Origin of the sequence: Pseudoalteromonas luteoviolacea CPMOR-1 (genome assembly GCF_001625685.1) — a bacterium.
Lineage (GTDB): Bacteria > Pseudomonadota > Gammaproteobacteria > Enterobacterales > Alteromonadaceae > Pseudoalteromonas > Pseudoalteromonas luteoviolacea_K.
The window spans coordinates 57,928-83,694 of the sequence record NZ_AUYC01000073.1 but is presented as its reverse complement, the minus strand read 5'-3'; the positions used below and the strand labels follow the sequence as shown (position 1 = coordinate 83,694).

22 protein-coding genes are annotated in these 25,767 nt (G+C 42.6%); 8 read left to right on the top strand and 14 right to left on the bottom strand.

The window, feature by feature from the left end; translation table 11 throughout:
* Together N473_RS22650 and N473_RS22645 are read right to left on the bottom strand one after the other, a co-directional pair.
* Positions 1 to 723 (bottom strand): ABC transporter ATP-binding protein, encoded by a 723-nt coding sequence (locus tag N473_RS22650; protein WP_063369919.1) that lies wholly within the window; start codon positions 721 to 723, stop codon positions 1 to 3.
* A gap of 18 nt (positions 724 to 741) precedes the next feature.
* Positions 742 to 2,001: an efflux RND transporter periplasmic adaptor subunit gene (locus tag N473_RS22645; RefSeq protein ID WP_063369918.1), complete on the bottom strand. Its 1,260-nt coding sequence runs from the start codon at positions 1,999 to 2,001 to the stop codon at positions 742 to 744.
* A 250-nt stretch (positions 2,002 to 2,251) separates the two neighbouring features.
* On the opposite strand from N473_RS22645, the gene N473_RS22640 reads away from it, so the two are divergent.
* Together N473_RS22640 and N473_RS22635 are read left to right on the top strand one after the other, a co-directional pair.
* On the top strand, positions 2,252 to 2,725 hold the full coding sequence (locus N473_RS22640) for a SixA phosphatase family protein (protein ID WP_063369917.1): 474 nt from the start codon (positions 2,252 to 2,254) through the stop codon (positions 2,723 to 2,725).
* A 145-nt stretch (positions 2,726 to 2,870) separates the two neighbouring features.
* Positions 2,871 to 3,065 carry a CVNH domain-containing protein gene (locus tag N473_RS22635; RefSeq protein ID WP_039609201.1) on the top strand — a complete coding sequence of 65 codons (195 nt, stop codon included), beginning with the start codon at positions 2,871 to 2,873 and terminating at the stop codon, positions 3,063 to 3,065.
* A 68-nt stretch (positions 3,066 to 3,133) separates the two neighbouring features.
* Here the strand turns inward: N473_RS22635 and N473_RS22630 are convergent, their stop codons facing one another.
* A complete protein-coding gene (locus N473_RS22630) occupies positions 3,134 to 4,573 on the bottom strand; it encodes a PLP-dependent aminotransferase family protein (RefSeq protein ID WP_063369916.1) in 1,440 nt (479 codons plus the stop codon).
* A 160-nt stretch (positions 4,574 to 4,733) separates the two neighbouring features.
* Here N473_RS22630 and N473_RS22625 point away from each other — a divergent pair, with 160 nt between their 5' ends.
* Together N473_RS22625 and N473_RS22620 are read left to right on the top strand one after the other, a co-directional pair.
* Positions 4,734 to 5,309 carry a GNAT family N-acetyltransferase gene (locus tag N473_RS22625; RefSeq protein WP_063369915.1) on the top strand — a complete coding sequence of 192 codons (576 nt, stop codon included), beginning with the start codon at positions 4,734 to 4,736 and terminating at the stop codon, positions 5,307 to 5,309.
* Positions 5,306 to 5,887: an FMN-binding negative transcriptional regulator gene (locus tag N473_RS22620; RefSeq protein WP_063369914.1), complete on the top strand. Its 582-nt coding sequence runs from the start codon at positions 5,306 to 5,308 to the stop codon at positions 5,885 to 5,887. The genes N473_RS22625 and N473_RS22620 overlap by 4 nt, the downstream gene beginning before the upstream one ends.
* Before the next feature lie 10 nt (positions 5,888 to 5,897).
* Here N473_RS22620 and N473_RS22615 read toward each other — a convergent pair whose 3' ends face one another.
* The 4 genes from N473_RS22615 to N473_RS22600 all read right to left on the bottom strand — a co-directional run bounded on the left by N473_RS22615 (position 5,898) and on the right by N473_RS22600 (position 12,483).
* Entirely contained in the window at positions 5,898 to 7,745 is a 1,848-nt protein-coding gene (locus N473_RS22615) for a peptide-N-glycosidase F-related protein (protein WP_063369913.1), read from the bottom strand.
* Between the two features lie 190 nt (positions 7,746 to 7,935).
* Complete coding sequence (locus N473_RS22610; RefSeq protein ID WP_063369912.1) at positions 7,936 to 8,385, bottom strand: Hsp20 family protein; 450 nt, start codon at positions 8,383 to 8,385, stop codon at positions 7,936 to 7,938.
* A 247-nt stretch (positions 8,386 to 8,632) separates the two neighbouring features.
* Positions 8,633 to 9,745 (bottom strand): response regulator, encoded by a 1,113-nt coding sequence (locus tag N473_RS22605; protein WP_063369911.1) that lies wholly within the window; start codon positions 9,743 to 9,745, stop codon positions 8,633 to 8,635.
* A gap of 161 nt (positions 9,746 to 9,906) precedes the next feature.
* Positions 9,907 to 12,483 carry a TonB-dependent receptor plug domain-containing protein gene (locus N473_RS22600; RefSeq protein WP_063369910.1) on the bottom strand — a complete coding sequence of 859 codons (2,577 nt, stop codon included), beginning with the start codon at positions 12,481 to 12,483 and terminating at the stop codon, positions 9,907 to 9,909.
* 497 nt (positions 12,484 to 12,980) lie between these two features.
* On the opposite strand from N473_RS22600, the gene N473_RS22595 reads away from it, so the two are divergent.
* Entirely contained in the window at positions 12,981 to 14,024 is a 1,044-nt protein-coding gene (locus N473_RS22595) for a type III polyketide synthase (RefSeq protein WP_063369909.1), read from the top strand.
* A gap of 79 nt (positions 14,025 to 14,103) precedes the next feature.
* Here N473_RS22595 and N473_RS22590 read toward each other — a convergent pair whose 3' ends face one another.
* The 4 genes from N473_RS22590 to N473_RS22575 form a co-directional block, all read right to left on the bottom strand.
* Positions 14,104 to 14,769, bottom strand: a complete 666-nt coding sequence (locus N473_RS22590; RefSeq protein WP_063369993.1) for a GntR family transcriptional regulator — start codon at positions 14,767 to 14,769, stop codon at positions 14,104 to 14,106.
* Between the two features lie 136 nt (positions 14,770 to 14,905).
* Positions 14,906 to 16,405: an aldehyde dehydrogenase (NADP(+)) gene (locus N473_RS22585; protein WP_063369908.1), complete on the bottom strand. Its 1,500-nt coding sequence runs from the start codon at positions 16,403 to 16,405 to the stop codon at positions 14,906 to 14,908.
* A 37-nt stretch (positions 16,406 to 16,442) separates the two neighbouring features.
* Positions 16,443 to 17,444, bottom strand: a complete 1,002-nt coding sequence (locus tag N473_RS22580; RefSeq protein WP_063369907.1) for a 4-hydroxyproline epimerase — start codon at positions 17,442 to 17,444, stop codon at positions 16,443 to 16,445.
* A gap of 11 nt (positions 17,445 to 17,455) precedes the next feature.
* On the bottom strand, positions 17,456 to 18,370 hold the full coding sequence (locus N473_RS22575) for a dihydrodipicolinate synthase family protein (protein ID WP_063369906.1): 915 nt from the start codon (positions 18,368 to 18,370) through the stop codon (positions 17,456 to 17,458).
* Positions 18,371 to 18,574: 204 nt separating this feature from the next.
* Here N473_RS22575 and N473_RS22570 point away from each other — a divergent pair, with 204 nt between their 5' ends.
* Positions 18,575 to 19,813, top strand: coding sequence for an NAD(P)/FAD-dependent oxidoreductase (locus N473_RS22570; RefSeq protein WP_063369905.1), 1,239 nt, complete (start codon positions 18,575 to 18,577; stop codon positions 19,811 to 19,813).
* A 30-nt stretch (positions 19,814 to 19,843) separates the two neighbouring features.
* The gene (locus N473_RS22565) at positions 19,844 to 21,058 is read left to right on the top strand and encodes a M24 family metallopeptidase (RefSeq protein WP_063369904.1); all 1,215 of its coding nucleotides are present in this window, start codon (positions 19,844 to 19,846) and stop codon (positions 21,056 to 21,058) included.
* 47 nt (positions 21,059 to 21,105) lie between these two features.
* Here the strand turns inward: N473_RS22565 and N473_RS22560 are convergent, their stop codons facing one another.
* A complete protein-coding gene (locus N473_RS22560) occupies positions 21,106 to 21,837 on the bottom strand; it encodes a hypothetical protein (protein ID WP_063369903.1) in 732 nt (243 codons plus the stop codon).
* Positions 21,838 to 22,251: 414 nt separating this feature from the next.
* Entirely contained in the window at positions 22,252 to 22,665 is a 414-nt protein-coding gene (locus N473_RS22555; protein WP_039609218.1) for a hypothetical protein, read from the bottom strand.
* An 818-nt stretch (positions 22,666 to 23,483) separates the two neighbouring features.
* On the opposite strand from N473_RS22555, the gene N473_RS22550 reads away from it, so the two are divergent.
* Positions 23,484 to 24,737, top strand: coding sequence for an aromatic amino acid transport family protein (locus tag N473_RS22550; protein ID WP_063369902.1), 1,254 nt, complete (start codon positions 23,484 to 23,486; stop codon positions 24,735 to 24,737).
* Positions 24,738 to 24,782: 45 nt separating this feature from the next.
* On the opposite strand, the gene N473_RS22545 is transcribed toward N473_RS22550, so the two are convergent.
* The gene (locus N473_RS22545; protein WP_063369901.1) at positions 24,783 to 25,706 is read right to left on the bottom strand and encodes a diguanylate cyclase; all 924 of its coding nucleotides are present in this window, start codon (positions 25,704 to 25,706) and stop codon (positions 24,783 to 24,785) included.
* Between the last annotated feature and the right edge of the window lie 61 nt (positions 25,707 to 25,767).

Sequence of the window (25,767 nt, the reverse complement as noted above, 5' to 3'; positions counted from 1 at the left end):
TTAAGCCCCTACTGTTTTGCCGGTTGTCTCGCGCGCCACATGCCCACCTTGATAAAGCGTAAAGTCAGCAACCTGCCCATCTACAATCTGAATATTTCGTGGTGTTCTTCTTGCCAGCTCTTGGTCGTGCGTCACCATCACAATGGTGGTACCGGATTGATTTAACTCTTCAAGCAATGTCATGACTTGTCTTGCCATTAAGCTATCCAGGTTACCGGTTGGCTCATCGGCGAGTAAAAAGCGCGGCTCTCCTGCCAATGCACGTGCAATTGCAACACGCTGCTGTTGCCCACCGGAGAGCTGCTGAGGCAAGTGACGCGCTCGACCTGCTAAGCCCACTTGCTCAAGGCATTGTTCAACACGCTTTTTGCGCTGTTTGGCCTTAATGCCGCGATAGCGCAAAGGCACTTCAATGTTTTCAAATAAATCCAGATCAGGGATGAGATTGAAGCCTTGGAAAATAAATCCTATTTTTTGATTACGTAAATCTGAGCGCTGATTATCATTGAGTTTACCGATATCAATGCCATCTAAGGTATATTGACCTGATGAGTATGGCTCTAGGAGACCAGCAATATTCAAAAACGTTGTTTTACCAGAACCTGATGGCCCAGTAACCGCAATAAACTCGCCTTCTTCAACGGTTAAATTAAACTCTCTCAGTGCCTGTGTTTGAACCATTTCAGTTTGGTAAAGCTTTCCAATATTTTGCATATGTAGCATGATATGTTTCCTTTATTTTTATCTAATTAGCACTGAGTCAGCATTGCTGAACGCATCATAGCCAGAGATGATGATTTCGTCACCTTCTTGTAGACCTGTGATGATCTCAATGTCTTTTAAACTGCTTGAACCTGTTGATATTTCAACCCGCTCGGCAAAATTGTCGCGCAATCGATAAGCGAAGTAGCCACCATTATTTAAAAATGGGCCACGCCTTACTGTCAGTACGTTTTTTTTATTTTCTAATTGAATACGGGCATGCACACGCTGGTTTTGGCGAATGCCTGTAATATCTTGATTGGTGAACTTGACTCTTGCGGTGACTTCACGGTCGCTCACTTCAGGCGAGATGGCACTCAGTTGACCAACAAACTCTGTTGCCCCGATACGCATCAGCACGGTCATTTCTAGCCCCAGCTCATTGGCATAACTTTCTGGTACTCTCAGTTCGGCTTCATAAGCGGACAGGTCGACTAATGTCATCAATGATTGGTTTTGGCTGACAGCAGCTTTATTTTGCACCAGCAAATTACCTACGATGCCCTCCACCGTTGCGCGCACTTGTAAATTGTTGACGCGTCGTTTTATTTCCTCTACCACCAGCAATTGCCTATCAAAGCGACTCTTTGCGGAAGCAAGTTCGAATTTGAGTGTGTCGCTACCTATATCCGCTTCTTTTTGCGCATGAGAGAAGTTAACTTTTGCTTTGGCGTAATCATCCTGCGCTTGCTCTAAATCAATTTGGCTAATTAAGCTAGATTGAATTGAAAGCTGCGCACGGCGGTTTTCACGCTCGGCAGCCTCAAGCGATACCTTTGCCAAATCTAGGGACTTTTCAAGGGCCAGCGCTTGACGACGTGCTTCTAACTGCTGCCTCTGCCATTCGCTTTCAAGACGTGATAACTCCGATTCTTGCTGCTTAAGCTCATTGCTCAACTCAGGGCTGTGTAACTGAGCAACAAGCTGCCCCGCTTTAACACTATCACCTGCACTGACATGTAAAGTCGCCACGCCAACTTCAGGGCTATATACAGTCGGCGCATGTGCAGCAACAATTCGCCCATGCGCACCAATCTCTCTTATCAACGTGCCAATTTGAACAGTGGCGATATCAAGCTGTGCTTTATCTACCGAACGCTGTGCTTGTGGCGATATAAATAACCACACTATTGTCAATATGAGCACGGTTATCCCCACAGTGCCCCACACTAACTTGCGCTGAAAAAATGCTCTGCGCTCTGGCACATATTGATCCTGTCCACTGGTATCTTTAATCATCTTAGCCTCTCGATTTATCCTAGTGGACCAAGTGATACCAATAACATGCCAAAAATAAACTACTGAATATTATATACTTTTTGTTTTTATTGTTATTTAAAAGCGTCCGCGGACAGAAAATGTGTCCGCAGCGGACAGGTTGGTGTAATACGATAAATTTATGGCGTAGCAATAGGTGTAAGTCACTAAAGGTGCAGTTAGAATGAGAACAAGATATAGTTATAGATAGAAAAAAATGACAGGAAGCCCGATGCGTACACTATTTATAATACTCGTTTTTTTACTCAGCTTTTCAAGCATAGCAATGCCTGAAAATATCATACTTGTTCGCCATGCCGAAAAACAAAAAGGTGTCGATCCGAGTTTAACTCAACAGGGGATTCAACGCGCAAAGATAATCGCGCAGATGATGTTGCCCTATGAACCTACTAAACTTTACTCCACAGATTACAATCGTACAAAAGCCACATTGGCACCTCTTGCAGATTTAATTGACACACACATTTCGCTTTACAACCCGGGTAGGCTTGATGAATTTGCCCATATGTTAAAAAAGCAAACAGGAACAATCATCGTTGCGGGCCACAGCAATACCACACCCGTTCTAGTGAAACATTTAACAGGTCGAGACGTCGAAATAGCGGAAGATGAATTTGATAAGGTATTTGTTGTTACATTTGAAGATGAGATGGCTAAATTAAAGATCCATAGCTCAAATAAGTAAGCAATACCTAAACCCACCCCTAATCGCTGTGTAATAATGTGTAATGTTTACGCAGCCACAATCTATATATAGTGTACCCATCACTTTGTAGAGCAGTCATATTAATTAGCTGCATCGACTTATACAAAAATGGAGTACCTAAGATATGTCTTTCATTTCACCACCAGGCTCTTATAAATCGAGTTGTCGCAATATCCATTTTGAGGGCATTCCCGGTGAGGAAGACTGCTATATCATCGCGTTATGTCAAAAAGAAGATGGCAGCTGGGTTGAAAGCAGACTCAAGTATGATATCGCCAATATCAATGGCAAGCTCACATGGGCGCCTGATAGAAAGTAATATTCCCTTTTATAAACACATGCATTTCTATGTCGATACCGGGTCTAGGCATGGACCCTTTTTTCCCTTCAAAGCAAAGCAAAAATCGCATCTAACCCCGCGGTCATTTTTTCCGCTTCTTGCCCTGCAAAACCAAGTCGTATATGCGTTTCTCTCTCTATTTTAGTGTGGCAAAACGCCTGTTCAGTGTGGGCAAATATCTTTGCTTCCTCAAGCTTGGCAGGTAAATCTGATATATCTCGTTTTAAGTCAACCCAAAATGCCATGCCTCCATCCGGTTGTTTAAATTCAATATCAAACCCTTGTGCTTTGAGTTCACCGAGTTTTTGTGCCATTAAGTCGCATCGCTGTTGATATAACTTAGTCATTCGACGCAAGTGTCTTTCAAAGCTGCCCGTTGCCATCCAGTCAGCGATGGCAAGCTGCAACAAGACGTCATTCTTATGATTTATAAGCCTTTTTAGCCCTACCAACTGCTGAAGTACCGCAGGTGCTGCTGTGACATAGCCTAACCTTGCGCCCGCGAACATGATTTTTGAAAAGGTAGACAGGTAAATCACAATTTGTGCGGGGTCATTCGCAGCCATTGGCTGAAGTGGTGGACAACGGTAGTGAAACTCATGATCATAATCATCTTCTATGATAAAAACGCCGTGCTGCGCACATAACTTATATATCGCCATTCTTCTCGCAACAGACATGGTGAGTGTGGTGGGGTATTGATGCAAAGGTGTTAAATACAATAAGCGAATAGTCGAGCTGGCAAAACATTGTGCCAAGGCTTCAACACACAAGCCCTGCTCATCTTGTTTAATATCGTAAATGATGCCACCTGCAACCATAAAAGCTTGCCTTGCGGGCGGATAGCCAAGCCGCTCCATTGCAACCCCTTCACCTGGGTTCAAAAACGCTTTTGCTGTTAAAAACAAGGCTTCCTGTGAGCCATTACAGACCAGTACATCGTCACAGGGTAATCCTCGCGCTTTGCGCAAGTATGCTTTTAATTGTGCTCGTAATTCGGGCTCTCCAGCCACATTTTGATAATGAAGTGCATGGGCGTTGCTACTACGACACACTTTATTGATGCTGCGCCTGAACTCATCAAATGGAAACTGCGTTATATCCGGCAATCCACCTGCAAAATTATTGGTATATTCATCTAAAGTCGGTGACGAGTTGTTAGGGATAACCGCAGCAAATTGTGGCGTAATTGGCTCAAATATCGCGTCTTGTTCATTGACTTGTGTGCTATGCACTATAGGCAATTGGCTATTGACCTTATAGCCTTTGCGAAGCTCAGATACCAACCACCCTTCAGCAACCAAGTTTTGCAGCGCATTCATCACCGTGTGTCTATTCACAGAAAAAAGCTGTCCTAAAGCACGAGCTGACGGCAGCTTTTCACCGGGCTTTATATGACCCTTTTGAATCGCTGAGCGCACTTGCTCTGCCATTTGAATATGTTTTGCTTTATTTTTTTTATCTAATTGAAGCCCTGTAAACATCATTTTATCGCAGCAGTATTAGGTGTTATTGAGCGTACAAAACTCTCTGTCTTCTATCAAGCTGGTATAGTCAAGTTTTAAGATCTGGTTGTTTAATCATAACCACAAAAGCGTAATCTTAACGCATAGCAAACATGTATCGTCATTGCCTAAGGAGAAATGTATGTTAAAACCGATATCATTGTGCTCTAGCAAAGTACGCTTAGATCCCCTATCTCATTCACACCTTGATGCATTACAAAAAGTTGGTGAAACCAAGGCGCTTTGGCGTTGGGTCCCGACCAACTATTGTCAAAGCCCTGAGATATTAAAAGACTGGTTTGAGCAAACAGCACAATTTGATCCGCTGGAACAAATTGTCTTTGCCATTATCGATATTGAAACCAACCAAGTAACTGGCAATACACGTATATTTAGACTGGATCCCCACAACCTCCAAGCTGAAATTGGCCATACTTTTATTGGTTTAGACTGGCAGCGTAGTCATATCAATACGCACGCTAAGTATTTATTGCTTAAACATGCATTTGAAACGTTGGGGTTAGTCAGAATTGAATTTCAAACCCATGAGCAAAATCACAAATCCCGCAGCGCCATTGCACGATTAGGTGCACACTTCGAAGCCATTCACCTTAAAAATAGAAAGTTGCCAGATGGCAGCTTTAGAAATACAGCGCGCTTTAGTATCACAGATGATATGTGGCCAGACATTAAACAGCGCCTGGAGTCATGGCTATGAGATATCCGGTCAAAGATTACAAGGAGCAAGAAGACTGTCGACTATTTGAAGTAATTGAACGTTTCCCACTGGCAACGTTCATCTGCAAAGATGATAGGCAAACGCATATTTGCCATCTTCCTGTCAGCCTTTGCAGAGATACACGCACACTCTATGGCCATGCGGTTGCGTCAAACCCGATTAGACATTGTATTTCATCGCCCGTAGATATTGTATTTAGAGGACCTGATACGTATTTATCCCCTAATCAAGTTGAGGGGCTTAGCCTACCAACATGGGACTATGTCACGGTACAAGCTTCAGGTACCTTGCACTCTATCCATGATTTTGAGAAGCAACTAAAGGCAATGCAGCATATTTTAAACGCGTTTGAGGATAAACATGATCCGTGGCAGCTCTCATCTGTACCTGAAAATAGATTAAAAGCCATGTGCAAAAGTTTAATCTTTTTCGACGTTAAGCTGGAAGCTATGTCTGGTAACTTCAAATTAAGCCAAAATAAAACTGTAGAAACGCGGGCTGATATTGCAAAATTACTGCGCAACACCAACCCACAACTGAGCCGTTACTATGAGTAAATATGTTTAATTAAAGTGCACTTCCATCACAGTAGCTGATCGCTTGCCAAGGGTCGTAAGGCCCAGATTTATTGGGCGCAAAATTGTAACTCCAATGCCGCGCTTGATATATCACTCCTTGATAAGCCACCTTTTGGCCTTTGACATTGTAGGCAAGATCAGCTTGCCAAGCACTTGCCGCACAGCCCCCCATTTCATAGTCAACCGTGATAGGAATGCTCAACTCACGACCAAAATCGGGCTGTAATTGTGTCACGGCTGCGTCTAATTTATCACTGTGATGAAGTGCAAGCTCCCCTTTACCTTTACGCTGATTAAAAAATGGAAATGCCAAGCCATCATGCTGACTGTCATGTACTTTTAGTGTATAGCAGCCGGCAGGCACATCGAATGTTAATTCATGCCAACTTGAGTCGGCAAACATATCCCAGTGCTTGATGATTTTTTGCGATTTATCTAGCAGAGACACGCTGCTTTCCGTGCCGTCTTTACCTGTAAGTAGGCGCAACATGGCGCTGTGCTCAACCGCCATTGGTGCCTTGAACTGAACAGCTTGACTATTATTAGCCTCCTGTTGATCATACTCACTGCGAACAGAAATGTTCAGCTTAGCGAGCTCTGGGTCATAGTTCCCCAAAAACTGTGATGAAAACGCAATTCGCTTTGATTCACCTGCTTCAATTTCACCTTGCCAATGGTATTGGTGAGTGCGCAAACCTTCAATACCGTAATCAAACCACAGCTCATCAACCGTTGATTTGCCAAGGTTCTTCACGTCTACCTCAATTTCTCCACACGACAATCCGATTCGATCAGGCATGGCTGAATTAGGCTTAACGATAGATGTAAGCGCAACATCTTCTTCGACTTCCTGCTCGCCATAGGTAACCAAAACCGCATTAACAATATACCTAGGTGCGTCAGTACCATATTGAGATGGCTGCCAACTATATGCTTGCCAATCTAAATCAAATAAAGACGATCCCTCTACTGATGTGCTGACCGGATAGCTAAAAGGCTCAATGGCTTCGCCAGGACACCAGTTGGCACGGGCGAAAAGATAAGTCCCCCCTTGTGGAAAAGTGGCACTCTGATCGCAATCATCTCGCCACAAGTTCTGCTTAACGACCAACTTGCCATCTTGCTCTAATGTGAAGTATCTATCACACCACTCACCACACAGCTCGGCTTTGCCATCAGGATTGTCATAAGACAGCGCATGTCCATGTGCCGTTACAATCATCTTCACTTCGGCGTATTGCTCATCGGCTTCAAAGGTCACCGCTTTCACAGGTAAGCGCTGTGCAAAATCTTCTGCTGTTTTATATGGCCACCCCTCAGAGCCTGACTCATATAAAGGAATGACACGCTTCACCGATTTTGTCTGATATGCGGGTTTAGAAATGAGTTTGGCAGCAATACCGAAGGCACTTTTTTTAGCTCCCCAACCGCCATAGTGAACGTTAAATGTTCCTTCTCCGCTTAACACCGGTGTAAGATGTGATACATCAAAGTAAAAAGTACGACGCCAGTTTCTATCAAACCCGTGCATCCCTCTTTGCATGTAACCGGCATAGGGGGTTATCAAACGTCCAAGTTCATAACGCTTTTCCCCTTGATACCATTCAAGACGGACGGTGTAGTCCCAATCACTACAGCCTTGCTCTGCGCATCCTAATTCGAGTTCCAGTATATGCCTTGATTTTAAATCTGCTGGCAGTAGATTCACCGCGAACCGGTGGTCACCATGTTGGGTAAATGATGTGTATTCTGTCAATATTTGTGTTGTTGCTATTGCTTTACTTGCTAACACCTGTGTACATGTAAATATCAATAGCCAAAAAAGTAAAAACCGCATCGCGCATTCCTTGGTTACATAAAATTAACACAACCATACGGTGATGAACTGAACAAGTAAAGACACAGTGTTCCTTTTTAATCCAGAAATTAACGAGGGATATAGACTTTAGAATTTATTTTTCTAACGCAAAAAGCCGCCAAATGGCGGCTGGTTGGAAACAACATAACAAGAAAACAAGTAAAGAAGGTTATTCTTTCTCTAACAGCTGGCTTGTGCCAATGGCAATTTTTCTCGGTTTCATTGCCTCTGGTACCTCGCGCTCAAGGTCAATCTTCAGCAAACCATTTTCTAAGTCTGCGCCAATCACTTTAATGTGATCACCCAACTGGAATTTACGTTCAAAATTGCGCTCTGCGATGCCTTGATGAATAAATTTGCGTTCGACATTAGACGCTTTATTTTGCTTCTCGCCTTTCACTGTCAGCGTATTATTTTCTGACTCTAATGACAATTCTTGCTCGCTGAACCCAGCGACGGCCATAGTAATTTGATACTTATCTTCATCCAATGCTTCGATGTTATACGGGGGAAATCCAGACTGCTTTTCTGAGCTTCTTTGAGCTGAGTCCATTAGTGATGCTAGGTGATCTAAACCGATGAATGAACGATAAAGTGGTGATAAATCTACAGTACGCATAAGTGTATCCTCATAAAGCGATATTAAGCCGAATTCACTCTTTAAAAAGCAGAGAATTGGCATATTAAACAATGTATTAGTTAAAGTTAGGTCCCTTACGGCGACCTCATAACTCTATCTATGGACGAGGCGATAAGATTTCAAGAAAAAATTTAAAAAAAGATATAGAAAAACTTAAACCACTGTTTTAAAAGAAATTAAAACTCACGCTACAGACCAAACATGTATACAAGCGTGAGCCTAATGCTTAAAACAGGGTGGTATCTGCGTTACTGGCACTTTCTTTAAATAAGAACCTCAGTTCTTGTGGTGGCTTTTTCAAACTCCCTAAAATGGCACTAATTTTTTCGGCGTTATCACCAAATGCTTCAACCATACCCACTAAATCATCGCTGGAACTGGCAATAAGCTCGTCTAAATCATTTTCATCTTGCAGGTCAAACTGAGAAATCAGACCTGAATCGAACAACTGTTGCTTAAGCGTAGTGTTCGACTTATTTTTTGTTTCTTTTAAACTGGCCAAAATCTCTTTATTGGTTTTTTCTATTGATAAAATTTGCTCCACCATTTCAGCTCTGCGATTTAGGTTGCTAATCGCAAGCTCTAGTGCATCCATAACGTGGGCACAAATGTCGCTGAGTTCACCTACATTTTTAACCAGCAAAATACTGCTGCGCCAATTAAATACCATTGGGCCATGGTCAAATTGATGTACCCGCTCAAAGTCCTCATGATGAAGTAACAATTCATGTTCGAGTTTAGCCACACTACCTGAAGTACTCCGAAGTAGCTCACGGTTTTTAAAATGGATAACTGCCCGAAGCCCCAAACTCGACAACGTATTAATGAATATTTTTTGTAACACCTCGAGATCGCTGCAATAATGCGTTGCCTGCATAAACAAGCCAATTGATTTCATGCACGCATTTTGTCTTTGTAAATCCAGCAATAACGATTCTTTTTGCGCTATGTCCGCATGTGCCTCAAAGTAATCATGATCAGCCTCAAGGATTGCAACCACTTTAGCTTTGAGTTCATCTGGATGCGTAGTTTTGCACACGTATTCATTGGCACCAATCTCGAATGCCTTTAATCGACAGTCTGATGACGACAAATTTGAGATAAACACAATGGGCGTATGGCGCAAATGCTCAATTTTACGCAACTCGCAGCACGTCGCATATCCATCCATACCAGCCATCACGATGTCTAATAAGATCACGTGGGGTTTGAGCTCAATGGCCTCTTGCAGACCTTCTTCACCGCTGGAAGCCACACTCACTTCATAATCAGCAAACGTCTGCGAAAGCAACGTTCTATATGTTTTGTCATCATCGATCACTAAAATACGGACGCTCATCCTAGCTCCAATTACTTTATTATCTTCTCTCAATATAGTCGTTAAACGAAACTCCGCCGTATTTAGCTTTCAATTTTTACAAATAAAAAAAGGGCTGCAACTAAGCATGCCCTTTGGTCCCTCTACGGAGAGTGTGAAAAACGAAAATAGTACCTAAACAACTAGAACTGAATATTCATACCCGCATAGACATATCTGCCCAACGTATCATAGGTGTATGGATCCGTGTTTGAGTCATTGTTACCTGAGTAATATGGTGGCTGCTTGTCGAATAAATTGTTAATGCCACCTGTCAACTTGATGGTCTCACTGACAAAGTAACTTCCTGAAATATCGTGATAGGTGACACTAGGTGTACTTGGCGCATAACAGCTACTTGGTTCACTTAAACAACTAAAGCTGTCCATGCCCGATAAATATCTGACTTTGTAGTTAGCACTCCACGCATCAGCTTTCACAGCCAAACTTAAACTTGATTTAATATCAGCATACCCACCCAGGCCAGAGGTAATAAGCCCCGTGTAATCGACCGTTTCGCCAGCCATGGTGATAGTTCTTTCTTTTAGGATTGAAGTGTCCCAACCAGCTTGCCAAGCTAAGCCCGCGGCATCAAAGCTATAAGCCACATTGATGTCATAACCTTGAGTCGTTTCATCACCAATATTTTGTAATTGGTTGTTAAACGTTGCTTTACCATTGGCAATCTCAACATTTGCTGACGAACAAACTGCTGAATCTTGATTGATCAAGTCGCCACTGCTGTTTACACAGTTATCAATGATATATTGGTTGTTCACTTCGCTAATGGCATTAGTGATCGCAATATCATAATAATCAACGGTCAAAGATAAGCCTTCGACAAAGCTCGGCTCATATACTAACCCAAACGTTAACGTATCCGCTTCTTCGGGGGTTAAATTTGCGTTTCCACCCACGATAACTTCAGCTTGACTATCTAGTAACGGATGAGAGATCTGCTCAAAAGATGGGGATTTTCCACCATATAGTTCATCTACGGTTGGAGCACGAAATGCCGTTGATTTCACCCCTCTGAACATTAACTGTTCATTTAATTTCCAAGTAAAACCAAGTTTCCATGTTGAGTCACTACCAAAACTTGAGTAGTCAAACGCTCTGACAGCTGCACTTAAATCTAAGTTTTGTGCAAAAGCCACATCTGCAAGTACAGGAATAGCAAACTCAACAAACGCTTCATTCACATCGTATGAGCCACTGGTAGGCTCAACTTTAGGGTCATTAGCCAGCCCTTGAGAAGTCAAAGAATCCGGTGTATACCACGCTTTTTCAGTCCTTTTTTCAATCCCCGTTGCGAAGCCTAAGTAACCTGCTGGCAATTCAATAAGCTCACCAGCCAATGACGCGCTGAAGTTCAACATCTGGCTACCACCTGTATTTTGCTCGGTATACAAGTAATCCGTCATGTTTTCTGCTGACCATGCAGATTGGTCTAGTGGGTTGAAATTTCCAAGTTCAATGTCTTCGGTCAAACTGCCTATATTATGCAAGTTAGAGAGCTGATCAACTGAGTCGTTACGGCCAAAGTTGACAGCAATATCCCAGCTCCAATCATTATCTAAAAACCCCTCAACACCAACGACTGTTCTGACTGTATCAACCACTTGTGAAAAATCACGCGTGCCAGTATCAGACATGCGACGACGATAGTGTATTGTATCCCCATAGTCTGCACCATGCTCTAAGAGATCATCGCCCATCGCCTCTGTATAAGTAAAATCAAACCAAACAGGTTGAGGCGCCATTTGTTGTTCAGACCAACGCTTTGAGTACATTGCTTCAGTAAATAAAGTAGTGCGGTCATTTAGCTCGTAGTTCACAGTGCCAGTTAGATTGAGCCTTTGCATCGGCGTGTATAAATAGCTATCTGAAGCGTAGTTGTATGGATCTGTCTCAGGGTTATACTCCGCATAGTTCCCCTCTTTATCCCCTTGCAGCTCTTTTCCGTTTTCAAGATACAAATGACCATTCGGTGTAATGGTTGAACCACCACATGTCAGTGATTTTCCGCCATCTACCTCGCTAATTGGGCAAGATGAAAAATCTCTATCTGCTTGACTTGCTGATCCCCTTTCCATGTATTGGATGCCAAATACCATGTTTCCACGGTCAAAACTGGTACCCACAGTCAAATCAATATTATGCTGCTCAGCATCCCCTTCGCCAGACAATCCAGTTTGTGCATTCAGTTCTGCCCCTTCAAAATCATCTTTTAAGATGATATTTACAACGCCTGCAACCGCATCAGTGCCATATACTGCTGAAGCGCCATCTTTAAGCACTTCGATATGTTTAATCATCGCGACAGGGATGGTGTTAAGATCTACCGTGGATGCAGCACCAGTGCCAGAATTAATCATTCTTCGGCCATTTACTAACACCAAAGTACGCTGTGCGCCAAGACCACGTAAATTAATACTCGCATTTCCTCCTGAACCATTATTGACTCCTGGATTGGTCATTGCGCCGGCTGCTGCTGTGATATCCTGAAGCACATCATCAATGGTAACCGCACCACTGGCTTGAATAGCATCCGCGCCAATAAATGTAACCGGGCTTGCAGTTTCCATGTCAGAGCGCTTAATACGAGAGCCTGTTACCTCTATTTTTTCGATTTGTGTGGCTTGCTCATTTGCGAATACCGGGGTTACTGCACTTCCCGTTGACAATGCAATCGCAATACTGATGGCGGTTTTTCTCATAGATACTTTCCTAAATAGATGTTGTTTTGACTTGCCATGGCGCTTGAGGTGACATTAGAGCGGCGAAAATGAATGAAAAATTAATAAAAGCGCAATAAAAGCTCAATACACACCGAGACCCATGAGCGCAGACAATCCTCATGTAAAAACAAACAAAAAACCCATTAAAAATCAAATACTTAAAGCCAGTGAAAAGATAGGAAAAGATGCGTAAAGATGCGTTTTAGGTTGTAAATCAATGTTATACAAGCTGATTGTGCCGAGTAAAATCGAATGTAACAGCTCACTTAAATGCAAAATTAGCAACTGTTAGATGTTCTCACTCCCATTCCCTGCATTACTGAGATAACAAAAATTAATTTAAAATATAAATTATTTAATATCAGTTACTTAACTATGAAAACCCAAAAAGGTTAAATTTATTTATAAAAATTGTGAAATAAAAGAAAGCAGTTGTAGGTCTTGCTTTAAGTCATTCAATTAAGGAGAGAATTATCATGACAACTTTAAGTAAACCAGCAACTTACTATCCAAACTACGAAGTGAATGCCGACGATATTATGACGGTCATTGAGATCTGCCATCCAGACAGCCCTCACAAAAAGCGTGCTTTTGACATGATACAAAACGCAGAAGTCAAAAAGAGGCACCTGATCATGCCTTTAACGGATGTGGTTAAACAGGGGAACTTTGGCGAGCGAGCCAAGGTATATCAAGATGCCGCCATTGAAATGGCTGAAAAAGTCGCTCGTGAAGCCATTCATAATGCCCGATTAAATGTTGACGAAATTGATATGGTTATCGCCACTTCTTGTACCGGGTTTATGATGCCATCACTCACCGCACATCTCATAAATCGTCTGTCACTCAGAGCTGATACAAAGCAAATACCCATTGCGCAACTCGGTTGTGTGGCTGGCGCTTCAGCGATTGGACGCGCATTTGAATATTGTGAGCACCGTCCAGATAGAAACGTATTGATTGTATGTGTTGAAACCTCATCTCTGTGCTTTCATAAAGAGGCGGGTAGACTGCAAGACTTTATAAGCAACTCACTTTTTGCGGATGGTGCAGCTGCGGTAGTGATGCGAGGAGATGACCAAGTTTCAGGGTTAAGATTGACACATAATCAGAGTGTTACCATTGAAGACACGATGCCATACATCGAGTATCAACTGACAGATAAAGGCTTTAAGTTTTCATTGGACAAAGATGTCATGCACTCAATTCCCCACGTAGCGCCTTATCTACAGTCCTTTTGCCAAGAAAAGCTAGAAATCGATGCAAATGACGTCGACAATACCATATTTCACACCGGTGGCAGACGTATCTTAGATGAATTAGAGCGCTGTTTAAACCTCGATCCAGATAAAGTGAAGCACTCTCGAGCCTGCTTAGCTGAGACAGGCAATACGTCCAGCGTTGCAGTTATCGATGTATTACGCCGCACCTTTGAACAAGCCACAAAAGGTGAAACCAGTTTACTTGCCGCATTTGGTCCAGGGTTTACATCCGAAATGAGTGTTGGTATCTGGCAGTAATATTGCCAGCAAAAAAGAAGTACCGATGGGAGATAAGCCATTTTACTCAACACGCAGAGATAAATGGCTTGCCTATTATTTAAGCACCTTCTTCTAGTTTTAAAAGCAGTGCTTTAATGCCTTTTTTGGCACTCAAAATATGATGTTTTAAATACTCACATGCGCTGTCTATCTCTTTATCTCTGCACAGTTGCAGTAACTTTCGGTGCTCTTCTGGCGCAGTATTAATACCACCAGCTAACAAAATGTGCATACGAACATAACGTTCAGAGTTTTTACTATAAACGGCAACAAGCTCACGTGTTTGAGGTCGATTAGCCCTCGAATATAACTTATCGTGAAATTCTGCATTTAATTTGCCAGTCGCAAGCTGAGAGTCCCCGGCAGAAATAGCTTCTTCAAGATCCGCTAAAATGGCCTCCGCTTCAAGCAAATCACGATTAGTTAAATACGTTACCGAGTGCCTAAGCAGCTCTGCTTCCAATAAAGCACGTAAATCAAATATTTCATCTATCTGATCAGCACTAAGACTCGTTACTGTCGCGCCTTTATGTGCTTCAAAGTTAACTAATCCTTCTGCTTCTAACTGCAACAGCGCTTCTCGAACAGGGATGCGACTAACATTAAGCTCTTCAGCCAATGCAGCTTGACGCAAAGGTTCTCCTGCCTTTATCTCGCCGCTTAAAATCTTATCTCTAATCGCTTCGGCAACAAGTTGAGTTCTAGTTTTATGTACAATCGCCATGGGGTTAATCAAAAATTTACAGTGACTTACATTATACGTAGCTAAATCAAAAATGCACGCAGGCCCCGTTTTATCTTTGTATTGCGCGTGATAATAGCCAAGCCTATAAAAGACAGGCTCGGCTAATATGACGGTATTAAATGCCACCTTGTACACATAACGGACGTAAAAAACGCAAAATTGCGCGTATACCTACAGAGGTGCTTTTCACATCTGTTGAAGAAGGAAAAGGTCCGCCATGATTCATCGACATGCATACCTCCACACCAGTAGGCGCTTGGTTATAGATTAAACGACCCACTTTATGGCTCAGAGACTCTATTATTTCGGCTTTTTCTTGCAGTTTATCAGCGTCGCCATAAACGCTCGCAGTTAACTGGCCCTCTAACGCTTCTACCGCGCGTACTAACGCCTCTTCATCTCGATATTTAACCACAATAGCACATGGACCAAATACCTCTTCTTGCAGAAGTTTGTGTTGGATAAAGTCCTCAGTGCTGCAAGTATAAAGCTGAACAGCAGCATGGTATTGCTTACTGAGCGTACCTTGCGCCACTAACGCTGTACTTGGATGCTGAAATAACGTGTCTGTGCGTTTTTTATAAGCCTGTAAAATACCCGTCGTCAGCAGTGTGTCTGAAGGTGCGGCTTCAACCGCGTTAATAGCAGCACGTTCAAAGTCGATATATTCAGTAGGTACAAACCATATTCCTGGGCTGGTACAGAATTGTCCGTGGCCCATAATCATTGAACTCACCAATTGAGTCGCCAATGTCGCTTGTTGATGCGCATCTTGCCCTGTTAATACAATTTGAGGATTTACACTACCCAGCTCCCCATATAACGGAATAGGCTCTTTTCTGTCGTTAATGGTTTTTAGCAATGCTTTTGCAGCAGCAAGCGATCCTGTAAAGCCAACCGCCTTAACGTAAGGGTCTTTAACTAGTTGATGAGACAGTGGGTGTTGACTACCTTGGAGCATTGAAAATACGCCGTCAGGTATCCCGCACTGTTTGATGGCTTTATCAATTGCTTTTGTCATCAATTCATTGGTTGCAGGGTGAGCTGGATGTGCCTTCACTATCACAGGGCAGCCGGCTGCAAGGGCCGCAGCTGTGTCTCCACCGAGCGTCGAAAAAGCATATGGAAAGTTTGACGCACCAAATACAGCCACCACCCCGACTGGAATATGTGTTAAGGCGGTGTGTGGCTTAGCAACAGGCAACCTTGTTTCGTCACCTTCGTCAACACTGTTTAAGTTCAGCGGTGCAAGTTCTTGTTCTAACACCTCAGCAAAAGCACGCAGCTGACCGATGGTTCGTGCACGTTCTCCTTCTAGGCGCTGACGCGGCAAATTAGTTTCTAACATTGTCGTTTCTATAAGCGTATCGCCTAGGGCGGTAACTTCATCAGCAATGGTACTTAAAAACTGTGCCCGTTGACGATTTGACATTCGACGATACGACTTAAACGCCCTATCAGCTGACGCCGTTGCTAATTTTACTTGCGCTTCAGTGGCTTCGAAAAACATCGCAGGTAAATATTCGTTGGTACCCGGACAAAAACTGTTAAAAGTGTCGCCTTGTTGGTTGTGTTGCCAATTGCCCGCGATATAACTCTGTCCATATAATTTCATTGTTACCTCCAGTTATTGATAAGTTTGAAAAACAGTGTTAAATCACTTGAAATCCAAATGCATAAGGGTCATCGTCATCTACGGTTATGCAGTTCGTGCCCGTGCGCACAGCCCAGCCTTGAATACTGGGACGAATTGCCACTTTACCTGCCACTTCGGTCACCTCTTCTACGCGCCCAATAAATTGGCTACCAATATAGCTTTCATGGATAAAATCTTGCTGTGGCTTTAAGTGCCCCTTTGTAAAGAGTTGAGCCATACGTGCGCTGGTGCCAGTGCCGCAAGGCGAACGGTCAATGGCTTTATCTCCATAAAATACCGCATTTGCGGACGTAGAATCGTCATTTTGTGGTTTACCAGTCCAAAGTACATGCGACGCCCCATATACATGGGCAGATTCTGGGTGAATACACTTGATTTTCGCATTAACCGCTGTGCGTACTTCACGACTCATTTTTATTAATGTGTCGGCATCTGTGCTTTCTATGCCCTTAAAATTTCCCTGTGGCTCAACAATGATGTAAAAGTTACCGCCATACGCGATATCAACACTTAATTTTCCAAGTGCTTCAGTCTCAACAGTCACATCTGTATGTGCCAAAAATGCAGGCACATTAACGAGCCTAACCCACTTTACTTTACCTTGATGCATCTCATACTGTGCATCTACTCGACCTGCTGGCGTATCAATTTTGACTAAGCCCATTTCTTGTGGGTGAATTAACCCCTGCTCCAGCGCAAATGTCACCGTGCCAATGGTGCCGTGCCCGCACATAGGCAAGCACCCTGATGTTTCAATAAACAATATGCTCACATCACCATCGTCGCTGCAAGGTGGATATAAAAATGCACCTGACATCATATCGTGCCCTCGGGGCTCAAACATTAAGGCTTTACGGATCCAGTCAAACTCAGCGAGAAAATGCTGCCGCTTGTCAGCCATCGTGGCCCCCCGAAGATTTGGGTGGCCACTGGTAACAAGACGTACAGGGTTGCCACACGTATGGCCATCAATACAAAAAAATGTCCCCCTGTTCATGTTGAAAACCCTTAATTAAGATTAAATTTACTGAGGTCAATGCGGTTGGTGATAGCATCATCATACAAACGGCTTACATAAGCCTTTTCGTCTTGAGTCAGGGATAATCGTGGTGAACGCGTTTTTTCACTGCCTCGCCCTGCCAGCTGCTCCGCATATTTAATACATTGCACCAAGGTCGGCACTGTGTCCAAGCGCAGTAACGGTAAAAACCAACGCCAAATCTCAGTGGCTTCAGCATACCTGCCTTGCTGTGCAAGTTTGTAAATAGCCACTGACTCACGAGGAAATACATTCGTCAGGCCAGAAATCCAACCTGTCGCGCCTAACATCAAACTTTCTAATGCAATGTCATCCACTCCACCAAAAACGACAAAACGCTCACCAAAAGTGGACAAAAGCTCACTGATCCTGCGCGTGTCCTCTGTTGCCTCTTTGACTGAGACAATATTGTCTTCCAACGCCAATGTACGCATACCTTCAATTGACACATCGACACCATAAGTAATCGGGTTGTTATAAATCATAATGGGTAATGCTGTTGAACGAGCAACCTGTTGATAATGGTAGATAGCTTCACGCTCAGTTGAGCGATAGACCATACCCGGTAGGACCATAAATCCGTCAATGCCTATTTTTTCAGCATCTTGAACAAATTCCACGGCCAGTGACGTGGTGGTTTCTGCCACACCTGTAAGTAAAGGTACTCTGCCAGCGACGGCCTCTCTAGCGGCTTGCAAAACTTGTCGTTTTTCATCTGCACGTAAAGAGCAATTTTCACCCACAGTTCCTAACACAATGATGCCATGTACCCCATCTTCAATCAGCGAATTGATCATCGATTTGGTGGTTTCGAAATTAACTGTCTCGTCTTCGTTAAACTGTGTGGTCACTGCAGGGTAAACCCCTTGCCAATCTACGTTCATGGTTATTCCTCTGTTATCGTTCTTGCTTTTTACTATAAGTATATTGTATACAATAATCAATATACCATTTTAGAAAAAATCATAACCTCCAATGAAACATATAAAAAAAGGCTTTAACTCAATGAAAAGTATAAATTTAATAAAATATAAAAAGTTTTCTACGACAGAAGTACACAAGATGCAATTTGAAAAGAGCACACATAAATGACTAAAAATAATAAAATTGCAGTCATCGGCGCTGGCATAATCGGGGTATGTAACGCCGTACAATTGCAGCGCCATGGGTATCAAGTAAGCTTGTTCGATCCCAACGGAGTAAGTACGCAATGCTCTATGGGCAATGCTGGGCACTTTGCAACAGAGCAGGTTTTTCCTTTAGCCGACAAAGCACTGTTAAAAAAGCTGCCCGGTATGTTGATGAACAAGTTAAGCCCTCTGCGCATTGATTGGCGATATTTGGTCAAAGCACTACCATGGTTTGCTCGATTTTGTAGCAATATGCCAGCACGCGCTTATCGCCACAATACAGAAGCCCTGAAAGCTCTTAATCTTGCAGCAATCGATGCATACAAACGATTATTAGGGGAAAATTTTGATGCACATATAACGCGCAATGGGAGTTTACTGACCTTTGAAAAATTCAGTTATGATGACATTGAAAAGCTATATCAGGCGTATGTCTCAAATGGTGTTAACGTTGAGCTGCTCGACCAACAAGCAACACAAGCTTTAGAGCCACAGCTTCATAATACAATTAACTACGCGTTACTTTTCAAAGATGTCGCGCATACGACCGACCCACATAAATTATCGAACACCCTCTTTCAAGAATTTCTCCGCTTAGGTGGTCAGTTCATACAACAAGCCGTTACCAACATCCAGCAACATGACAAAGTGATGGTGGCAACCGATACACAGGGCTCGCTACCTCACTTTGATAAAGTGGTGATTTGCACTGGTGCATGGAGTAAGCAGTTGTGCAAGCAGCTGGGTTATAAACTGCCACTCGAAGCCGAGCGAGGCTATCATAATATGCTCAGCAAGCATGCATTGAGCCGCCCTGTCGCTTCCGCAGATCGTCAGTTCATTATGACACCAATGCAAAATGGACTTCGTCTCGCAGGTACCGTTGAGTTTGCGGGTCTAAATCGTCCGCCCTTTTATACAAGAGCCGCTTCATTACTTACTCATGCAAAGGATATGCTCAAAGGATTTAGTGATGTTCAGCAAGGTTCTTACTGGATGGGCCCTAGACCCTCTTTACCGGACTCACTACCTGTTATTGGTCAAGCCCCTGAACACCCAAATATACTGTTTGCGTTAGGTCACCAACATCTGGGGCTTACACAAGCCGCGATCACCAGTGAACTCATCGCAAATTTGGTTGCAAATCAGCCAACTGTATTTGATATTACCCCTTACAGCATCACGCGTTTTCAGTAGTACTCGATAATAACGAAATAGGATACATTTATGATAGGTATAGGCTTTCAATCAAAACAAGCAGCACTTGATAACCTCAATACAATGACATCAGGGGTACAACCCATTATCGAGGAAGATTACCGAACTCGTATGACCGAAGCACAGGCATACATGCAAGCCAATAATATCGATGCTTTATTCCTTAATGCTGGCACTAACTTAAAGTACTTTACTGGGTTAGATTGGTCAGCCAGTGAACGGCTCGTTGGTGCATTATTGCCAGCCCAAGGGGAGGTTTGTTTTATCGCCCCTTTTTTTGAGCTTGGTACAATCAGCGAATACCAAGTGATCAAAGGTAAAGTTCATGCGTGGCAAGAAGAACAATGCCCCTATCAACTTCTGGGGCAAATATTTACAGAGTGCGGCATATCGCACAATGCCACGCTAGCCATTGACGAAAGTACAGCTTTTTTTGTCGTCGATGGGATCAATAAAGCGAACCCGAACCTGAATGTCATTAATGGACATCAAGTGACCAGTCACTGCCGTATGCACAAATCGGCGAACGAAATCGCTTTAATTCAACGAGCAATGGATATGACACTGGCTGTACAACAAGCCGCAGCTTCCATACTGCACGAAGGCATCACGACCACTGAAGTCGAATCGTTTATAGCACAAGCCCACAAGAAAGTGGGCGCTTCAGGTAATTACTTCTGTATTGTTTTATTTGGTAAAGCCTCTTCATTTCCGCATGGCGTGAAGGAGCCACAAACTCTGAAACAAGGTGATGTGGTGTTAATCGATACAGGCTGCAAACTGCACGGTTATCTGAGTGACATTACCCGAACTTATGTTTTTGGCAAAGCGACAGACTATCAAAGGGAAATATGGGAACATGAAAAACAAGCGCAATTACATGCTTTTAATGCAGCCCAAATTGACGCGACATGCGGTGATGTGGATTACGCAGCAAGAAGCTACTTTGCCAAGCATAACTTAGGGCCAGACTATCAGTTGCCAGGTTGTCCGCATAGAACAGGACATGGTATCGGTTTAGATATTCACGAACGCCCTTATCTTGTCAAAGACAATCCACAACGATTAGCGCCGGGCATGTGCTTTTCCAATGAGCCCATGCTAGTGATACCAGATCAATTTGGTATTCGCCTTGAAGATCACTTTTACATCACTGAGTCAGGCCCAAAATGGTTTACAGAGCCAAGCTATAGTATCGATGACCCTTTTGGACTAGAAAAATAGTACAGACTACGCCGCAGGAAAATACCTGCGGTGTAGATTAAATCACATTAATTTTGTTGGTCACGGATATTCTTCAAATTTACTCTGCCGGAACCATCATTTATCAACTCGAACGATTGTGCATTTCGCACAGAAATACTACCAGAGCCGTCATCAACTGACACTTTGCCTGTGACGTTATCAACGACCACCTTACCCGAGCCATCTTCGATCCACACATTCCCTTTAATATCCTCCACTAAGATTTTGCCCGAGCCATCATCAATATCTAATTCACCTTGAACACTAGAAACCTCAATGCTGCCAGAACCATCATCTATATTTAGAGAAGTAAGATTATCCATGATATTAATCGAACCAGAGCCATCATCAATACTTTGAACACTTGCATGTGACACATCAATTGAGCCTGATTCATCTTTGATCTGTGTAATTAAACTTTTTGGCGCAGTAATTGAAAGATGGACTAACGTATTGTTGACCCCGTTATGGCACACATTGGCTTTTAGCAAAGCTTTATTTCTATGCTGGGATAGATCTAAGCAATAATCCCCTCCTTCGCTTGACTGAAAAATCTCAGCGGTAACGCTAATTTTGTCCGTGTCTTCTCCTATCAATTTGAGGCTGCCCGCTCCTGCATCGATTTTAAATTGGTCAACCTCTTTGGCTGATAATGTCAAAGAGGTGCTTTTTACAAATTCATAATCAGAAGAGTAATATTGGTTTGCTGAAGCGTAAAGTGAAGATAATGCCAGTGCTGTAAACATGAAAGCTTTCATCTTGTTGTCCTTTTTATATGATATTTAACAGTTAAGACGCAGCTACATATAAAAAAGGTTTAAACACGATTTAGGTTTTTCTGTCACGATATTGAGCTTTCCACTCAAGACCTAAACTCCCTCCACAACAGGTTCAGGTCTAAATTAAAAATGGTTGTGCTCTGTCATATTTGTCATATCAAGCAATATATGATTTGAGCTTAACATCACAACTGATTTAATTATTGGACATATCACGAGACGCCTACCTATTTTATTCAGTCGCGATACAAATGTGAGTGAATTCTAGATTATTAGGAAAGTTCAGATATACATTGATTTTGTATAATGCGTCGAATAACGCAATGGGACTTGATGCCACAAGCGGCCGACAAAGCGACCGCTAGATGATAGCGTATATGATGATTCGTGCATTTATTTGCAGCTAAATGATAGATTAATTTGATAAGGTTCGCCCATAGTATCTTCTGCAATACCACCGCCAATCCACATCGCGGTGCCCAAATCATCGACACGTCCGCCACCTAAAATTGACATACCTGCACCTGCGACTTCGACTGCCTCAGCTAAATTGCGATTTTTCAAATATTCATCTTCTGGCATCGAGCCCATGTAAGTAATCGTTTCATTGACAATATACGCGCGCGTGCTGCCGTTCTCACTGCAATAATAGTTGGCTTGTTCTAGCGCTTCTTCGCCTGCTTTTTGTCGAGTTTCTGAAGTTAGGTTGACGTAATGCTTGCCGTCTTGAGATGGTCTTACATTATTATGATGCGCACAGCCACTTGCCAATAGAGCGATCATTGATACGGTTAATAATTTTTTCATTGTTTTCCCCAATCATGTTTGATGTGGAAATCATAGTTCATACGGGTGTGTGAATCAGTCAGGGAATGTTTGAAAATGTAATCTTTCAACTAAATAAATTGACAGTTAAGTGGCTGTTACCGCTATCATCAGTATTTAAACACGAGTGTGCTAGGCAGTGGTCATTAATCAAATGTCAGCGTTAGAGTAACTCCACTACCTACTAGGTTTGGCACTTAAACTAAACTTACTTTACTCAAAAAAAGAATTACTCTTGCTAAAAAGCGTGTAGCAAAACCATACAAGTGCACCTACGAAAAGATAATACAGCATAAATTCTTACCACTTTAAATTTGCCCCAGTCAAATAAGCAACCGGAGGTCAAAAACAATTAAAAGACACCAGAATTCTAACACTCATACCGGAAACAATTAAGGTACAACACACACAATCAGATAAAGTTATGAAGAAAATCATTATTTATATATTTTAAATAAAAAATCATACCTGACTGATTTAAAAGCGTAATATTTTTAAATTCATAACTGCCCATTTAGCATAACCTCTCAGGACAACATACACGTTATACCAAACTAAATAGTAAGTTTTCTACAATGTGAAACGTCGTCATATCGTACAAAACACGGACCCCCTTTACCTGCTCTTACAAGACACCTGTCACTTTTCGAACCGACAATACCCTTTTCAAAGTGAGCACTTGTTAACCATAAAGCCAATGTAAAGGTTAAAAAAACCTCAATCAAACCGAATAAACATGCATCAATGCGTGAATTTATATATCATCCGCGCGATTAAAACTAAAACGTAGGACAACAAGTATGAGTAATTCACAAGTGGGAGGCGCGAATGACGTGGTTAATATCAGCGAATCACGCTGGACCCAACATGATACTAATTGGGTACTCAGTCTGTTTGGTACAGCTGTAGGCGCGGGTATTTTATTCTTACCAATCAACATTGGCATTGGTGGATTTTGGCCCTTGATGATCATGGCTGTGCTTGCTTTTCCGATGACTTATCTGGCACACCGAGGTCTTGCTCGATTTGTATTATCCTCAAAAAATAGCGACTCAGATTTCACCGACGTTGTCGAAGAGCATTTTGGTGCTACCAGCGGTCGCTTGATCTCATTGCTGTACTTTTTCTCAATATTCCCAATATTACTTATTTACGGTGTCGGTTTAACCAATACGGTTGATAGTTTCATGGTAAACCAACTGGAGATGGAATCATTACCAAGAGTTTTACTGTCTGGTGTGCTTGTTGCTGGCATGATCGCAATCATGCTAGGTGGTGAGAAGTTGCTCCTCAGAGCTTTTGCAGTACTTGTTTATCCATTAGTCGGCGTGCTGCTGTTTCTTTCTTTATATCTAATCCCTAATTGGCAACTTCCAGCGATATCTACACCTGATATCGGCTCATTGACTGAGACACTCTGGTTGTCAGTGCCCATTGTTGTCTTTTCTTTTAGCCACGCAGCGGCGATTTCTAGCTTTGCAAATACACAACGCAGACACTATAAGTCAGAAGCCACTCTCAAAGCTGAGAGTATTCTGCGTAACACCGCATTGATGCTCATCGCATTTGTCTTGTTGTTTGTATTTTCGTGTATTTTCTCACTAACCCCTGAGCAAATGACTGAGGCAAAAGAGGCAAATGTATCTGTTCTGTCTTATTTGGCTAACGTATACAACAACCCATTTATTGAAACACTCGGTCCATTGGTTGCATTTATTGCCATTACTTCTTCATTCTTAGGGCACTTTTTAGGTGCAAGAGAGAGTTTCAATGGTCTGGTCACGAAACAAACCTCTATCAGCTATAAAGCAGCTGACAAGCTAGGCGTTGTGGTGATGTTTATCTCTATTTGGATTTGTGCAGTGATCAACCCAAGTATTCTAGACATGATGGGGGCAATATCGGGCCCGATCATCGCCTTGATACTGTTTGTCATGCCAACAATCGCAATTTATAAAGTACCAGCATTACAAAAGTACAAGGGTAAGCTAAGCACATACTTTGTGCTTACGGTTGGTCTGTTAGCAGTATCGGCCTTACTGTTTAATATGTAAGTCAAAAAATAGGTGTGATCGGGCTGATCACACCTATTTCTACCACTACTTTTCATTAATTAAATAAGCCTGATCTCTTCCGTTTGACTTAGCCTTATACAGCCCTTCGTCCGCTTTTTGGATCAGCTCTTCAACATTGTCATACGCGCCATATTGCCCTACTGCAACACCAGCACTGACTGTCACCACATCAAATTCAGATTTACAATGTGGAATTTCAAGCCCTCTAACAGCATGCACAATCGACTGCGCAATTTTAAGCGCCCCTTCTTCACTGGTGTTAGGCAACAAAACAGCAAACTCCTCCCCACCATATCTAAATACGCTATCAAGTGGCCGGTTCACCATTTTCACAGCAACCTTTGCAACCGCTTTTAACGCATCGTCACCTTGTAAATGTCCATACTGATCATTAAATAACTTAAAATAATCAATATCTAGCATAATGATAGACATACACTGCTGTTGCCTGAGGTTTTGCCGAAACAAACGCGTGCACTCCATATCGAAGTAGCGCCGATTAAACACCTCAGTCAGGCCGTCAAAAAAGGAGTACTGCTTTAATATGTCGGTTTGACGCTTATATTTTAAGTGGGTTCTAACTCGATTAACTAATGTCCGGGCCACAATCGGCTTACCTAAAAAGTCAACTGCCCCCGCATCCCAGCATAGCTCCTGTTGATTTTCATTCGTGTTGGAGGTAACAAATATAATGGGAATATCATTTAACTCATCCATGGCTTGAATTTTTTTACACGCTTCAAGCCCTGTCATTCCACCTAGGATCCAGTCCATCAAAATTAAGTCTGGGGGAGATTTGAGGCAATAATTTATAGCCTCTTCGGCACTGTCAACTGCGTCGACACGGCACAATCCATCTAAGCAAGCACCCAGCACTTTTTGCGTCAGTGCTGAGTCCTCTACAATTAAAACTAAACTATCACTGAGGTCGTCAATTTCCTTGAACACGTTACCCTCTAAAAATAATTAGATATGCTTACGTTGTTTATAGCGAATACTTCTACACCTA